A 14,261-nucleotide genomic window follows, 5' to 3' on the forward strand; every position below is an offset into this window, starting at 1 on the left:
GCAAGCGCTTCGGCCGGCCGGCGTCGGGCCGACATGGCGTGGCCGGATGGCTGGCCTGCCGGCCGGTCATTGCTCAATGGCCCAGGCTCTGGTCCTTGTTGCGTGGCAGGAGGCATCGGTCCGACATGAGCAATGATCCCGCGGCGAAATTCGATCCTTCCCGGGCCGGCGAATACGAGCAGCAGAGCCGCATTGCCCTGGCCGGCTATGACGCCTGCCACGAATTGTCGGCCTGCATGCTGGCCGCCGCGCTCGGCAGCGGCCAGGCCGCCCGCGTCCTGGTGGTCGGGGCGGGCGGGGGCGCCCAGGAGATCGTCACGGCGGGCGCGCTCGAGCCGGCCTGGGACTTCGTCGCGGTCGATCCGTCGGAACCGATGATGGAGCTGGCGGTGGCGCGGGTCGAGGCCAAGGGGCTCGCCGAGCGGACCACTTTCCATCTCGGTTATGTCGACGACCTCTCGGCCCATGAACGTTTCGACGCGGCGACGCTGATCGGCGTCCTGCATCATTTGCCCGGCGATGCGGCCAAGCAGGCGATCCTCAAGGCCATCGCGGCCCGGCTGCAGCCGGGCGCGCCGCTCATCCTCGCCGGCAACCGCTTCGCCTATCAAAGCCAGCCGCTGCTGCTGGCGGCCTGGGGCCAGCGCTGGCGCATGCATGGCGCGACACCGGCGGACATCGAGGCCAAGCTCGGCAAGATCCTCGAGGGTGCCGACCCGCCGCATTCCGAGGAGGCGATCGCCGCGCTCCTGCACGGCGCGGGTTTCGAGGCGCCGACCCGGTTCTTTTCCAGCCTGTTCTGGGGGGCCTGGATCGCCCGCCGAAAGGCCAATTGAGCCGACCGGTTCCGATCGGGTCCGCGTCACGCTGGACGGCGCGCCCTTTCCTCGCCATCGTCTGACACCATGACCGACAAGCCGCGCATCGCCATTCTCTACTGTACCCAGTGCAACTGGCTGCTGCGCGCCGCCTGGATGGGCCAGGAGCTGCTGTCGTCCTTCGGCCAGGACCTGGGCGAGGTGGCGCTGATCCCCGGCACCGGCGGCGTGTTCGAAGTGCGGGTCAACGACGCGCTCATCTGGGAGCGCAAGCGCGACGGCGGCTTTCCCGAAGCCAAGGTGCTGAAGCAGCGGGTGAGGGACCTGGCCTGGCCGGAGCGCGATCTCGGCCATTCCGACCGGAAATGACCGGTTTGGCATGGCCGCCGGGGTGAGCCCGGCTCAGCAGTCCAGCCATAGAACTCATTTGATCGGGTGACCGCCGCTCGCCATCCTCGCCGCCTGGACGACTGTCGGAGAAACAGCCCATGGCGCGCCTCGCAGCCCTTTTCGCCGCCCTCATCGGCCTCGCGGCGCAACCGTCGCCGGCGGCGGCCCAGGCCTTTCCCCAGCGGCCGGTGCAGATACTGGTGCCCTTTGCCGCCGGCGGCGCGGTCGACGTCATCGCCCGCACATTGGCCGATGCGCTGGCCAAGAGCTGGGGCCAGCAGCCGGTGGTCGACAACCGTCCGGGCGCCGGCGGCCAGGTCGCGTCGCAGGCGCTGGTCCGCTCCGCACCCGACGGCCAAACGCTGCTGATCGTCGCCAGCGGCCATCCGCTGAACCAGTTCTTCTATCCCAGGCTCGGCTACGACACTTTCGCCGACTTCACCCCGATCACCCAGATCGCCTCGTCGCCGCTGGTCATCGCCGTCAGCGCCAAGGATGCCGCGCCCGACCTGAAGCGCTTCCTGGAAGGCGCGCGCGGCCGCCCCGGCGGGCTCAATTACGGCGTCTCGGGGTTCGGCACCTCGGCCCATCTCGCCGGCCTGCTGGTGGCCTCCTCGGCGGGCGTCGAGCTGACGCCGATCCCGCACCGGTCGGGTACGCAAGCCCTGCAATCGGTGATCTCGGGCGACCTGCCGATGAGTATCAACCCGCTGGTCGAGGTGCTCGGCCAGGTGCAGTCCGGCCTGGTCCGGCCCATCGCGGTCACCAGCGCCGTCCGCTCGCCGGCCCTGCCCGATGCCCCGACGGCGGCGGAGGCGGGCTATCCGGGCTTCGAGGCGGGCGTCTGGTGGGGCGTGCTGGCGCCGGCCAACCTGCCGGCGGAGCTCAAGGCGCGGTTGCACAAGGACATCGTCGCGGCCCTGGCCGAACCGAATGTCCGGCGCATGCTCGAGACGATCGGGGCGACGCCGGTCGGCTCGTCGCCTGAGGAATTCGACGCCTATATGCGCGTGGAAGCCGCCAAATGGGGCCCGGTCATCCGCGCCGCCAATGTCCGGATCGAATAGATTCCGGGGGGCGGTTCCTGTCCGGCTACTCGACCTTCCAGGGGAAGGTCCAGGTTTCGGTCAGCGCCTTGGTGCCAGTGCGCAGGAAGGCGCGCAGGTCGACCGTCTGGCCGGCCTCGCCGATCACGTCGATGCCGGCGCGGAAGCCGCGCGTCTGGGTGTTCGGCACCAGGAAAGTGCGGGTGATCCGGGCATTGGAGGCGGTGGGCACCACCTGCACCAGGTCCGGCTGGGTCAGGTAATATTCCAGGTCGCCACCGACGAAGTCGACGATGAAGCGGGCGGCATTGGCTGGCAGCGCCTCGCTCGAGCCGAGCGCGACCGGTTTGGTGCGATAGGTGTTCAGCGCATAGGCGCCGGGATGCAGCCTGGCCTCGTTGGTGGTCGACACCACCCGATAGGCGAAGGTCAGGGTCTGGCCCTGCTCGACCGGGCGGCTCGGCACCCAATAGGCGACGATATTGTCGTTGGTCTCGTCGGATGTCGGCAATTCGACCAGCTCGACCCGACCGTCGCCGAAACCCTCGCGCGGTTCGACCCAATAGCTCGGCCGCATCTCGTAATTGAGGTCGAGATCCTGGTAGTGCTCGAAAATCCGGTCGCGCTGCATCAGGCCGAAACCGCGGACATTGCGGTCGGCGAATTGCGAGATCTCGGGGGCCTTGGGATTGCGCAGCGGCCGCCAGATCCATTCGCCGGTGTCGGAATGGATCAGCAGGCCGTCGGAATCGTGCAGTTCCGGCCGGAAGTCGTCGAAGGCCCGGCGGTCGTTCTCGGCGTAGAAGAACATGGACGTCAGCGGCGCGACGCCGAGCTTCGGGATGGCGCGGCGCGGGAACAGCGTGCAGTGGACGTCGAGCACGGTTTCCTGGGCCGGAAACACAGTGAAGCGGAAGGCACCCGTCAGGCTTTCGCCGTCGAGCAGGGCGAAAATGGTGCAGGAGGCGGCATCCGCGGTCGGCGTCTCGACCCAGAATTCGCGGAAGATCGGGAATTCCTCCTGGCCGGGGCCGGCGGTGTTCACCGCGATGCCGCGCCCCGACAGGCCGTATTTCTGGCCGCGCCCGAGGAAGCGGAAATAGCTCGCTCCCAGGAACGAGATGAGCTCGTCCTGCACGCGCGGATCGTTCAGGGGATAGTGGATACGGAAGCCGGCAAAGCCGAGATCGACCGGCAGCGGCCGTTCGAAGCGGTTGCGGCCGTAGTCGAACAATGCCGCGGCATAAGGCACGGGCGTGGGAATGCCGTCGCGGATGACGTTCACCACCACGGGGTCGCGGTAGATGAAGCCGAGATGGAACATCTGCATCCGGAACGGGCCATTGGCCTGGCCGAGCAGCGCCCGCTCGGGGCGGAAGCGCATTTCGCGATACTGATCGAAATTCATCGTGGTGAGCGCCGGCGGCAATTGCGGCCGCGGCGGCTCATAGGCCAGTCCGGCGAGTTCACGGGCCCGGCGCACCACGTCCTCATAACCGAAGCGTGCGGTCGGCTGCGGCGTGGCGGATGCCGGAGGCGGGGTCTGGCCGGTCTGTGCCTTGGCGGCGGCGGGCCAGGCGATGCCCGCGGCGGCAAGCAGCTTCAGGGCATCGCGGCGGGCGAAAATCGGCAGACTCATGAAGCCTCTCGGCAGAAACACGCGCACGCCGAAGGAGGCGTCCTGGGGTCATGACCCCAAGGCATGAAACCGTCAAGAGGGAGGTATATGGGCACACGCAAACGGATGCATCTGCATCGCAGCTCATCGCGTCGCCGGCTTGCAGACAGGGCCGCCGATTTGCCAGTGTGCCGCGGCAATCAGTGGAGATGCGTAATGGCCCCCAGGGATCTTCTCGACATGACCGGGCGCGTCGCGCTGGTGACCGGCGCCGGCACGGGCCTGGGTGCGCGCTTCTGCGCGGCATTGGCCGAGCATGGCGCGGCGGTGGCCGCGGTCGCCCGGCGCGCCGACAAGGTCGAGAGCGTGGCGGCGGCCATTCGCGCCGCGGGCGGCAAGGCGATCGCGGTCGCCGGCGACGTTACCGACCCGGCCTCGATCAAGCAGGCTTTCGATGCCGCCGAACAGGCCTTCGGAACGGTCGACGCGGTCGTCGCCAATGCCGGCATCGCCATTCCGGGCCGGGCCGTGGAAACCAGCGACGCCGACTGGCGCGCGGTGATGGCGACCAATCTCGACGGCGTGTTCTTCACCGGCCGCGAGGCGGCCCAGCGCCTGCTGGCCGCCGGCAAGCCGGGTGCCATCGTCAACATCGCCTCGATCCTGAGCTATGGCGTCAGCAAGGGCACGGCGTCCTACGCGGTCTCCAAGGCGGCGGTGGCGCAGGTCACCCAGGCCATGGCCTACGAGCTGGCGTTCAAGGGCATCCGGGTCAATGCCATCGCGCCCGGCTATGTCATCACCGACATCAACCGCGACTACCTGACCAGCGACAAGGGCCAGACCATGCTGCGCGACATTCCGGTCGGGCGGTTCGGCGAGGAACAGGATCTCGACGGCGCGCTGCTGCTGCTGCTCTCCGAAGCCGGCCGGTTCATGACCGGCACCGTGGTCACCGTCGACGGCGGACATCGCATCGGGCTGCGGGGCGTCTAATCGCACGCGGCATAGCTCGGCAGCGAAAACTCGACTAGGGACCACGCCATGATCATCGACGAACGCACCTACACGACGCTGCCCGGCAAGGTGAAGGCCTTCCTGGAGATCTACGAGCGCCTGGCCCGGCCGATCCAATGGCCGATCCTCGGCGATCCCATCGGCTTCTTCGTCACCGAGGTCGGCGAGCTGAACCAGGTGGTCCACATGTGGCGCTATGACAGCATGGCCGACCGCGAGCAGCGCCGCGCCAGGCTGGCGACGGCGCCCGGCTGGGGTGCCTATCTCGATACCGGGACGCCGCTTCTCCTCAAGATGGAGAACCGGATCCTCGTCCCCACCGCCTTTTCGCCGTTGAAGTGACGGCCGTTTCCGGAGCTCTTATGACCAAGTCCATGAACGGGGCCGAGAGCCTCGTGCGCACCCTCGTCGCCGGCGACGTGACGGTGAGCTTCACCAATCCGGGCACGTCGGAAATGCACTTCGTCGCGGCGCTCGATCGCGTCGACGGCATGCGCTGCGTGCTCTGCCTGCATGAAAACGTCGCGACCGGCGCGGCCGACGCCTATTACCGGATGACCGGCAAGCCGGGCTCGACCCTGCTGCATCTCGGCCCCGGCCTCGCCAATGGACTGGCCAACCTGCACAACCTGAAGCGCGCGCGTTCCGGCGTGGTCAATATCGTCGGCGAACATGCGACCTATCACCGCGTCTACGACGCGCCGCTGACCTCCGACATCGAGGGCATTGCCGGTTCGATGTCGCAATGGGTGAAGACCTCGGTCTCGGCGACCGATGTCGCCGCCGACGGCGCCGCCGCGATCACCGCGGCGAGCCAGCCGCCGGGCCAGATCGCCACCTTGATCCTGCCCGCTGATACCGCCTGGAATGTCGGCTCGGGTCCGGCGCCGGTCGCCGCCGCCGCCGCCCCGGCCAAGGTTGCCGAGGCCGCCATCGAAGCGGCCGCCAAGGCGATCCTCGCCGGCGGCAAGCCAATGATCCTGCTCGGCACCGACGGCGTGCGCGAAAAGGCGGCGGCGCTCGCCTCGCGCATCCAGCAGAAGACCGGGACGCGCATCCTCGGCCAGACCTCGGTTGCCCGCATGGAGCGCGGCGCCGGCCGCGTGGCCCTCGACCGCTTGCCTTATCCGGTTGACAGTGCGCTCGCCGCCACCAAGGGGATCACCCATCTGATCCTGGTCGGCACGCAGGCGCCGGTCGCCTTCTTCGCCTATCCGAACAAGCCGTCCATGCTCTATCCGCCGGAGGCGGAGGTGGTGACGCTGGCGACCCCGGCCGAGGACGCGGTCGATGCCCTGGAGCGGCTGGCCGAGCGGCTGGGCGCCGCCAAGACCGAGCCCCTGCTGACGGCGCCGCGCCGGACCGAGCTGCCGAAGGGCGCGCTCAACCCGGATACGATCGCCGGGGTGATCGGCAATCTGATGCCGGAAAACGCCATCGTGGTCGACGAGTCGGTGACGACGGGCCGCGGCTTCTTCCCGCATTCCTACGGCGCCGCGCCGCATGACTGGCTGCAGCTGACCGGCGGCGCCATCGGCGAGGGCCTGCCGCTGGCGGTCGGCGCGGCGGTCGCCTGCCCGGATCGCAAGGTCGTGTCGCTGCAGGCCGACGGCTCCGGCATGTATTCGCTGCAGGCCTTGTGGACCATGGCGCGCGAAAGGCTCGACGTGGTCGTCTGCATCTGGGCGAACCGGACCTATGCGATCCTGAAGCTCGAGCTCGCCAATGTCGGCGCGGAAAATCCGGGCCGGAAAGCGCATGACATGCTCTCCCTCGGCGATCCCGACCTGGACTGGGTGTCGCTTGCCCGCGGCATGGGCGTGGAAGCGACCAGGGTCGATACGGCCGAGGCCTTCGCCGACGTCTTCGCCGCGGCCGCCAAGCGCAAGGGGCCGTTCCTGATCGAGGTCCTGTGCTGAACCGGTCGCGTCACGCCCGCGATTCAGCGATGATCCGGGCGTGACCGAATTGCCCGCACCCGCCGCGTCGTCCTTCGCCGCCCGCTACGGCCTCGCGCTCGTCGATGCGGGCTGGCGGGTGGCGCTGCATCTGCTGCCCTATGCGCTGCTCGCCGGCATCGTCGCCGAGATGATCATCAGGCTGCGCGTGGCGGCGGTGTGGAAGTTGCCGCTGGTGCTCGGCGTGCTCGGCTCGCTGCATTTGGCGGTCATGCTCGGAGCCTATGTCGCGACGCTCCGACGCCTGGTCCAGCAGGGTCTCGACGTGCCGTCGGCGCGCCATCACGTCGGCGCGGCCTGGCGGATCACGCTCGAGACGGCCAGCATGCTCCTGCTGGCGCTGGTCGCGGGACTGGCACTGACCGGCGCGATCGACCTGGCCGTCAATCTTGCCGATGCGAGTTTCGACGAACGCTGGCCGTGGATCCTGGCGCGGGCGGTGGCGACCGCCACGGCGCTCGGCGTCATCATGATCTTGCTGATCGCGGCGACCGCTCTTGCCGGCTCGTCGGCCGGCGCGCGCGTCGGTCTCGCGCAGGCGACCAGCGCCTTGAACCGCGCCTCGACCCGGGCAGCGGCGGTCATCTGCGTGGTCGTCGTGGTCGGGACGCTGGCAACCGTCCTCGGGGGCCTGTTGGGGCAAGCGGCGGGCCTTTGGCCACCTGCGCTCGCCGCCGGGCTCGCCAAGGCGCTCGGGTTCCTCGGCGCGGCGACGACACTGAGCATCGGCGCGTCGACGCTCGCGGCGGGCGATTGACCGGCGGCGTTGGAATGATCGTCTTTGAGGAGCGGCGTGCCGGAGCCTTTTGGCTCAGGCTTCCTTGCGGCGCAGGCGGACGATCACGTCGACGCGGGCGACCTCATAACCTTCCGGCGTCTGCGGCAGCTTGTCGACCGCGATATGCGGGCCGGGAATATCGAAGACCGTCGTCTCGCCTTCGACGATGAAGTGGTGGTGGTCGGCGAGGTTAGTGTCGAAATAGGCCTTCGAGCCGTCCACGGCGATTTCACGCAGCAGGCCGGCCTCGGTGAACTGGTGCAGCGTGTTGTAGACGGTGGCCAGCGAGACCGGCACCCGCGCCTTGGCCGCCTCGTCGAACAGCATTTCCGCGGTCACGTGCCTGTCGCCCTTGGCGAACAGGATCCAGCCGAGCGCCATGCGCTGGCGGGTGGGCCTGAGGCCGACCTCGCGCAGCATGGTGCGCACGTCATGGATCGGGCAGCCCGTGCGTTGCAGCAGGCTGACCCGCTCCTGGGCCGACAACTTCCCGTCCGCCGAAAGGGGCGGCTCGTGATGCGTGAGGTCGATGAGTGTCCGGATCGTCATTGGTTCTATTTTAGGAATTCCCCAGCGGTTCTGCAACCCATTCGCAGCGCAGAAGGTTGATGAACTGGGAAGCGCCGCGGCGGCCGGTCAAAGGACCTGTCCGGAAAGGCCAAATTCGGATCTCGTCTCCTTTTGCCCCACCCGAACCCCTGTGTTAGAGAGGCGCCGCAATGGTCCCGGCGGAGGGGCCGCGACAAGAGGCGGATGAAACAAAGCAATGAGCGAGCGCAAGTCGAGCTTCACCTATGAAGAGCTTCTCGCCTGCGGGCGGGGCGAATTGTTCGGCCCCGGGAACGCGCAGTTGCCGCTTCCGCCCATGCTGATGTTCGATCGCATCACTTCGATCGCCGAAGATGGCGGCGCCAACAACAAGGGCCATGTCACGGCCGAACTCGACGTGAAGCCCGACCTTTGGTTTTTCCCCTGTCATTTCAAGGGCGATCCGGTCATGCCCGGCTGCCTCGGCCTGGATGCGTTGTGGCAATTGACCGGCTTCCATCTCGGCTGGCAAGGTCTCCAGGGGCGCGGCCGGGCGCTCGGGGTCGGCGAGGTGAAGTTCTCCGAGATGGTGCTGCCGACCACCAAGAAGGTGGTCTATGGCGTCGATTTCAAGCGTGTCTTCAAGTCGAAGCTGGTGCTCGGAATCGCCGACGGCTGGCTGGAAGCCGACGGCAAGCGCATCTACGAGGTCAAGGACATGCGGGTCGGCCTGTTCAACGCCGCCGCTTGATCGCCTGATTCGTCAGTACAACCTCGCGGCACGATACCCGCGACATTTAACCGAAGAGGCCGCCTATGCGCCGCGTCGTCGTCACCGGAATGGGCATCGTCTCATCCATCGGCAACAATTCCAACGAGGTCCTGGCTTCGCTTCGTGAGGCCAGGAGCGGCATCGCGCTGGCGCCGTCCTTCGTCGAGCACGGCTTCCGCTGCCAGGTGTCGGGGGCGCCGACGCTCGATCCCGCGACCATCCTCGACCGCCGCGCCATGCGGTTCCATGGCGGCGGCTCGGCCTGGAACCATGTCGCCATGGACCAGGCGATCCTCGATGCCGGTCTCGAAGCGGCCGAGATCAGCCACGAGCGCACCGGTATCGTGATGGGCTCGGGCGGCCCGTCGACCCGGGCGCTGGTGGATGCCTATGACAAGGCGCGCGAGAGCGGCAATTCAAAGCGCGTCGGGCCGTTCGCGGTGCCGAAGGCGATGTCGTCGACGGCCTCGGCGACCCTGGCCACCTGGTTCAAGATCAAGGGCGTCAACTATTCGATCTCGTCGGCCTGCGCGACCTCCAACCACTGCATCGGCAATGCCTATGAGCTGATCCAGTGGGGCAAGCAGGACGTCGTCTTCGCCGGCGGCTGCGAAGAGCTGGACTGGACCCTGTCGGTACTGTTCGACGCGATGGGCGCGATGTCGTCAAAGTTCAACGACCGGCCGAGCACCGCCTCGCGCGCCTATGACGCCAATCGCGACGGCTTCGTGATCGCCGGCGGCGCCGGCGTGCTGGTGCTCGAGGAATACGAGCACGCCAAGGCGCGCGGCGCCAAGATCTATGGCGAGATCGCCGGTTATGGCGCGACCTCCGACGGCTACGACATGGTCGCACCGTCGGGCGAAGGCGCGGTGCGCTGCATGCGCATGGCGCTGCAGGGCGTGAAGGCCAAGGTCGACTATATCAACCCGCACGGCACCTCGACGCCGGTGGGCGATCTCAAGGAAATCGAGGCGATCCGCGAGGTCTTCGGCGGTGCCGACAAGAGCCCGCCGATCTCGGCGACCAAATCGCTGACCGGCCATTCGCTGGGCGCGACCGGGGTCCAGGAGGCGGTCTATTCGCTGCTGATGATGAACAACGGCTTCATTTGCGAGAGCGCTCATATCGAAGAGCTGGATCCCGACGTCGCCGACATGCCGATCGTGCGCAAGCGGATCGACGATGCCAAGCTCGGCTGCGTCCTGTCCAATTCCTTCGGCTTCGGCGGCACCAATGCCACCATCGTGATGAAGCACGTCGATGCCTGAGGCGGCGCGGTTCGCTTTCATAATTCGTATCCAATCGTGATGAGTTTAATGTCACCGGGCGGTCGCAGACTCGTGGAAGATGCGGGAAGATCAGGATCCCAGGGCGAAAGGCCATGTGGACGGACCGTTTCGCACATCCCCACCTTCACCTCGTCGAACGCGGTGGCACGGCCGGTCGTCAACCGAGGAGCAAGCGCGTGACGGGATTGATGCAGGGCCGTCGCGGCCTGATCATGGGAGTGGCGAACGATCACTCCATCGCCTGGGGCATCGCCCGGACGCTCGCTGCCCATGGCGCCGAGATCGCCTTCACCTATCAGGGCGAAGCGCTCGGCAGGCGGGTGCGGCCGCTGGCCGACAGCATCGGCTCGTCGCTGGTGCTGCCCTGCGATGTCGAGGATATCGCGACCGTCGACCAGACCTTCGCGACGATTGCCGAGACCTGGGGCGGGCTCGACTTCATCGTTCACGCCATCGGCTTCTCCGACAAGAACGAGCTGAAGGGCCGCTATTCCGACACCACGCGCGAGAATTTCTCGCGCACCATGGTGATCTCCTGCTTCTCCTTCACGGAAGTGGCCAAGCGCGCCGCGGCCCTGATGCAGCCGGGCGGCTCGATCCTGACGCTGACCTATGGCGGTTCGACCCGGGTCATGCCGAACTACAACGTCATGGGCGTTGCCAAGGCGGCGCTTGAGGCTTCGGTGCGCTATCTCGCGGCCGATTACGGCCCGCTGGGCATCCGGGTGAATGCGCTGTCGCCGGGTCCGGTGCGGACGCTGGCCGGCGCCGGCATTTCCGACGCGCGGCTGATGTTCAATTTCCAGAAGCGTCACGCCCCGCTCCGGCGCACCGTGTCGATCGATGAGATCGGCGGCTCGGCGCTCTATCTCCTGTCGGACCTGTCGACCGGCGTGACCGGCGAGATCCACTATGTCGATTCCGGCTACAACATCGTCTCCATGCCGCATCCGGAGGCCCTGAAGACCCTGGACGCGGCCGAACAGGCGGTGGAAGACGCTTCCAGCCGTTCGCGCGGGCAGGCCGCCGAATAGGCTGTGGCCTCGGCCGGGTTCGGCGCCTCCGCGCACGGTCTCGCGCAGGCGTCGATTTGACCCGTCAAGGCGCAGGCAGAGGCTCGAGCCCGGCAAAGACCTGGGCGACCACGGCTTTCGCGAGCTCCGCGGGGCCAAGCTCGCCATCCGCCTTGTGCCAGCGGCCGATGCCGTTGAGGCTGCCGAGCATCGTGAAGGTCGCGATTTTCGGATCGCAGGGGCGGATCGAGCCGTCCTTGATGGCCTCGACGACCAGCGCGCGGATGCGCGTATCGATCCTGCGGCGATGGAAGTCGATGCTCTCGCGGCTCTGCTGGCTGAGGCCGCTGATCGAGACGCGGACGGCGCATTTGCCGAAATCCTGGGTCATGATCTCGGCATAGGCCTGAAGCGCGTTGCGCAGTCGCTCGGCGCCGCTGCGGGTGGTGTTCTCGGCGGTTTTCAGCGTCGCCTCGATCAATTCGAAGCCGACCTCGAAGCAGCCGACGAGAACCTCCTCCTTGTTCTTGAAGTAATAATAGATCGTCGGCTTGGTGACGCCGAGCTGGCTCGCCACGTCGCTCATCTGTGTTTCGCTATAGCCCTTGTGGCAAAACAGCCGGGCGGCCTCGCGCAGTACGGCCTCCTTCTTCTGCCGGCGTTCGCGATCCCTGTCCTCGGCGGACAGGAAGGGCGAGGCTCGCATCGGCGATGTCGATGTCCCCACGAAACAGCTCCTCGGGCCGCGTCAGGCAGCGCGCCTGCCTAGCAGGCTCCTCTGTCGAATGGCCACCCTTCTGCGCCCAACTTACCCGTTGGTAAATACGCTGATCCACTGGTAGCCTTCAAAAAAAACGACAGAGGGAGGACATCATGACTTCACGCTTGGCCACGTCCCGCTTCGCATCGGCGGCGCTCATCGCTGCCTTGGCGTTCGCCGCGGTTCCGGCGGCGGCGCAGACCGCGGGCGTCACCGATACCGAGATCCTGCTCGGCTCGTCGGTCGATCTCACCGGCCCAGTGGCGGCCATCGGCGTTCCCATGAAAGCCGGCTTCGAGATCGCCGCCGACATGATCAACGAGGCGGGCGGCATTCACGGCCGCCGGATCCGGGTGATCGTCGAGGACAATGGCTACGATCCCCGCCGCGCCATTCTGGCGGTGCAGAAGCTCGCGACCCGCGACCGGGTCTTCGGCATCGTCGGCCTGCTGGGGTCGGCCATCACCCAGGTGGCCTTGCCGATCACCGCCGAGCGCGGCTTGCCCATGCTGTTTCCGGGCGCGCCGACGCGGGTCGTCTATGATCCGCCGCAGCGCCTGTCGTTCGGGTTCGTCACCGGTTACGACATCCAGATGAGCGCGGCGACGAAATATGCCCATGACGAGCTGGGCAAGCGCCGCTTCTGCATGATGTACCAGGACGACGAGTCCGGCGAGCAGGCGCTGGCCGGGGTCGAGCGCAAGCTTGCCGAGCTGAAGCTCGCCCTGGTCGAGAAGACCACCTACAAGCGCGGCGCGACCGATTTCAGCGCGCAGTTCGCCAGGATGCGGGCCGCCAATTGCGACGTCGTCATGCTGGGAACCATCACCCGCGAGACGGCGGCTGCCGCTCTCGAGCGCGAGAAGATCGGCTGGGACGTGCCGCTGTTCGCGCCGCAGGGCGGCGTGGCGCGGTCGGTGATCGCGCTCGCCGGCAAGGCGGCCGAAGGGCTCTATGGCTTTACCCCGTCGCTGCCGATTCCGCTGGTGACCGATGAACCGAAGGTCGCCGAGGCGATCCGCCGCTTCAAGGAGCGGAGCGGGCGGACCGACAATCCCGACGACTTCTTCCTGACCGGCTATGCCGCGGTCATGCTGTTCGCCGAAGGCGCGCGCCATGCCGGCCGCCAATTGACCATAAACAGCTTCGTCGCCGGCATGGAGCAGGTTCGCGACTTTCCGGTCGGCGCGGGCTTTGGACGGATGACCTTCACGCCTCAGCAGCGCCTCGGTTCCAGCGCCACCTTTGCCCTGCAGGTGCGCAACGGCGCCTGGACCTTGATCCGGCAGATGAACTGACCGGCGGCCGAGACGTCAGGCCCGGCCCGGCGGGGGCCGGGCTGCCTCATGCCATTCCCAGCCTCTTGATCCAACCGGCAGGTGGTGCCCCTTGGCCCAGTTCCTCCAGCAGATCGTGTCCGGCGTCTCGGTCGGATGCGTCTACGCGCTCATCGCGCTGGCCTTCGTGCTGATCTACAAGGCGACCGAAACCGTCAATTTCGCCGCCGGCGAATTGATGATGATCGGCGCCTTTCTCGGCTTCACCTTCATCTCGATCTATGCGCTGCCGCTCTGGCTGGCCGCGATCGCGGCAATCGCCGCGACGGCGGCGCTGGCGGCGGCGCTGGAGCGGGTCTTCCTCCGGCCGATGGTCGGCGAGCCGGCCTTCGCCGTGCTGGTCGTCACCATTGGCCTCGGCCTGTGCATCCGCTCGGTGGCGCTGATGGTCCCGGCCTGGTCGGGCGAGACCGTCAGGATCACGACGCCGCTCAGCGGATCGGTGCTCAGGGTCGGGTCCATCGTCGTGTCGGCCGATCACCTCGCGGTCATCGCGGCAACGGTTGCGATCGTCGGCGGCTTCTTCGTCTTCTTCCGGCGGACCCGCGCCGGCCTCGCCATGCAGGCGGTGTCGCAGAGCCAGCTGGCGGCGACCTATATGGGGGTCAGGACGCGCTCGATCTCGACGCTGGTCTGGGCGATCGCCGGTGCGATCACCGCGATCGCAGGCCTGCTGCTCGCGCCCATCGCCTTCATCCACGTCAATATGGGCCTGCTCGGCCTGAAGGCCATTCCGGCCGCCATCATCGGCGGTTTCTCCAGCCTGCCGGGGGCGGTGGTCGGCGGCATCACGCTCGGCATCTGCGAGAGCCTGGCGGGCTTCTATCTGCCCGAGGGCTTCAGCGACATTGCCGGCTACATCCTGGTCCTGGTGGTGCTGGCGCTCCGCCCCGAGGGCCTGTTCGGCGAAAAGATCCAGAAGCGGGTGTGAGCC

Annotated in this window: 15 protein-coding genes; 12 read left to right on the plus strand and 3 right to left on the minus strand. The window is 67.6% G+C overall.

Annotated elements, in window-relative coordinates; genetic code table 11:
- Nucleotides 1–125 precede the first annotated feature (125 nt).
- From AC07WJ_RS05035 to AC07WJ_RS05045, 3 genes are all read left to right on the plus strand, one after another.
- On the plus strand, nucleotides 126–836 hold the full coding sequence (locus tag AC07WJ_RS05035) for a class I SAM-dependent methyltransferase (RefSeq protein WP_494933410.1): 711 nt from the start codon (nucleotides 126–128) through the stop codon (nucleotides 834–836).
- Nucleotides 837–905: 69 nt separating this feature from the next.
- Nucleotides 906–1,187, plus strand: coding sequence for an Rdx family protein (locus AC07WJ_RS05040; protein ID WP_494933411.1), 282 nt, complete (start codon nucleotides 906–908; stop codon nucleotides 1,185–1,187).
- A 119-nt stretch (nucleotides 1,188–1,306) separates the two neighbouring features.
- Nucleotides 1,307–2,275 (plus strand): tripartite tricarboxylate transporter substrate binding protein, encoded by a 969-nt coding sequence (locus tag AC07WJ_RS05045; protein ID WP_494933412.1) that lies wholly within the window; start codon nucleotides 1,307–1,309, stop codon nucleotides 2,273–2,275.
- 25 nt (nucleotides 2,276–2,300) lie between these two features.
- On the opposite strand, the gene AC07WJ_RS05050 is transcribed toward AC07WJ_RS05045, so the two are convergent.
- Nucleotides 2,301–3,893: an OpgD/OpgG family glucan biosynthesis protein gene (locus AC07WJ_RS05050; RefSeq protein WP_494933413.1), complete on the minus strand. Its 1,593-nt coding sequence runs from the start codon at nucleotides 3,891–3,893 to the stop codon at nucleotides 2,301–2,303.
- Nucleotides 3,894–4,088: 195 nt separating this feature from the next.
- Here AC07WJ_RS05050 and AC07WJ_RS05055 point away from each other — a divergent pair, with 195 nt between their 5' ends.
- The 4 genes from AC07WJ_RS05055 to AC07WJ_RS05070 are packed head-to-tail and all read left to right on the plus strand — an operon-like array spanning nucleotide 4,089 to nucleotide 7,604.
- Nucleotides 4,089–4,868, plus strand: a complete 780-nt coding sequence (locus AC07WJ_RS05055) for an SDR family NAD(P)-dependent oxidoreductase (protein ID WP_494933414.1) — start codon at nucleotides 4,089–4,091, stop codon at nucleotides 4,866–4,868.
- Nucleotides 4,869–4,916: 48 nt separating this feature from the next.
- Nucleotides 4,917–5,231, plus strand: coding sequence for an NIPSNAP family protein (locus AC07WJ_RS05060; protein WP_494933415.1), 315 nt, complete (start codon nucleotides 4,917–4,919; stop codon nucleotides 5,229–5,231).
- 32 nt (nucleotides 5,232–5,263) lie between these two features.
- Nucleotides 5,264–6,808 carry an acetolactate synthase large subunit gene (locus AC07WJ_RS05065; RefSeq protein WP_494933838.1) on the plus strand — a complete coding sequence of 515 codons (1,545 nt, stop codon included), beginning with the start codon at nucleotides 5,264–5,266 and terminating at the stop codon, nucleotides 6,806–6,808.
- A gap of 40 nt (nucleotides 6,809–6,848) precedes the next feature.
- Entirely contained in the window at nucleotides 6,849–7,604 is a 756-nt protein-coding gene (locus tag AC07WJ_RS05070) for a hypothetical protein (RefSeq protein WP_494933416.1), read from the plus strand.
- A 54-nt stretch (nucleotides 7,605–7,658) separates the two neighbouring features.
- Here AC07WJ_RS05070 and irrA read toward each other — a convergent pair whose 3' ends face one another.
- Nucleotides 7,659–8,174 carry an iron response transcriptional regulator IrrA gene (gene irrA / locus AC07WJ_RS05075; protein ID WP_494933417.1) on the minus strand — a complete coding sequence of 172 codons (516 nt, stop codon included), beginning with the start codon at nucleotides 8,172–8,174 and terminating at the stop codon, nucleotides 7,659–7,661.
- Nucleotides 8,175–8,391: 217 nt separating this feature from the next.
- Here irrA and fabA point away from each other — a divergent pair, with 217 nt between their 5' ends.
- The 3 genes from fabA (at nucleotide 8,392) to fabI (ending at nucleotide 11,251) form a co-directional block, all read left to right on the plus strand.
- On the plus strand, nucleotides 8,392–8,904 hold the full coding sequence (fabA, locus tag AC07WJ_RS05080) for a 3-hydroxyacyl-[acyl-carrier-protein] dehydratase FabA (RefSeq protein ID WP_494933418.1): 513 nt from the start codon (nucleotides 8,392–8,394) through the stop codon (nucleotides 8,902–8,904).
- A gap of 65 nt (nucleotides 8,905–8,969) precedes the next feature.
- A complete protein-coding gene (fabB, locus tag AC07WJ_RS05085; RefSeq protein WP_494933419.1) occupies nucleotides 8,970–10,196 on the plus strand; it encodes a beta-ketoacyl-ACP synthase I in 1,227 nt (408 codons plus the stop codon).
- A 197-nt stretch (nucleotides 10,197–10,393) separates the two neighbouring features.
- Complete coding sequence (gene fabI / locus AC07WJ_RS05090) at nucleotides 10,394–11,251, plus strand: enoyl-ACP reductase FabI (RefSeq protein ID WP_494933420.1); 858 nt, start codon at nucleotides 10,394–10,396, stop codon at nucleotides 11,249–11,251.
- Nucleotides 11,252–11,315: 64 nt separating this feature from the next.
- Here the strand turns inward: fabI and AC07WJ_RS05095 are convergent, their stop codons facing one another.
- A complete protein-coding gene (locus tag AC07WJ_RS05095; protein ID WP_494933421.1) occupies nucleotides 11,316–11,957 on the minus strand; it encodes a TetR/AcrR family transcriptional regulator in 642 nt (213 codons plus the stop codon).
- Between the two features lie 146 nt (nucleotides 11,958–12,103).
- Here AC07WJ_RS05095 and AC07WJ_RS05100 point away from each other — a divergent pair, with 146 nt between their 5' ends.
- On the plus strand, nucleotides 12,104–13,288 hold the full coding sequence (locus AC07WJ_RS05100; RefSeq protein WP_494933422.1) for an ABC transporter substrate-binding protein: 1,185 nt from the start codon (nucleotides 12,104–12,106) through the stop codon (nucleotides 13,286–13,288).
- 91 nt (nucleotides 13,289–13,379) lie between these two features.
- Nucleotides 13,380–14,258: a branched-chain amino acid ABC transporter permease gene (locus AC07WJ_RS05105; RefSeq protein ID WP_494933423.1), complete on the plus strand. Its 879-nt coding sequence runs from the start codon at nucleotides 13,380–13,382 to the stop codon at nucleotides 14,256–14,258.
- Nucleotides 14,259–14,261 lie beyond the last annotated feature (3 nt).

The organism is Phreatobacter sp. GW821-FHT04C01, assembly GCF_059420385.1.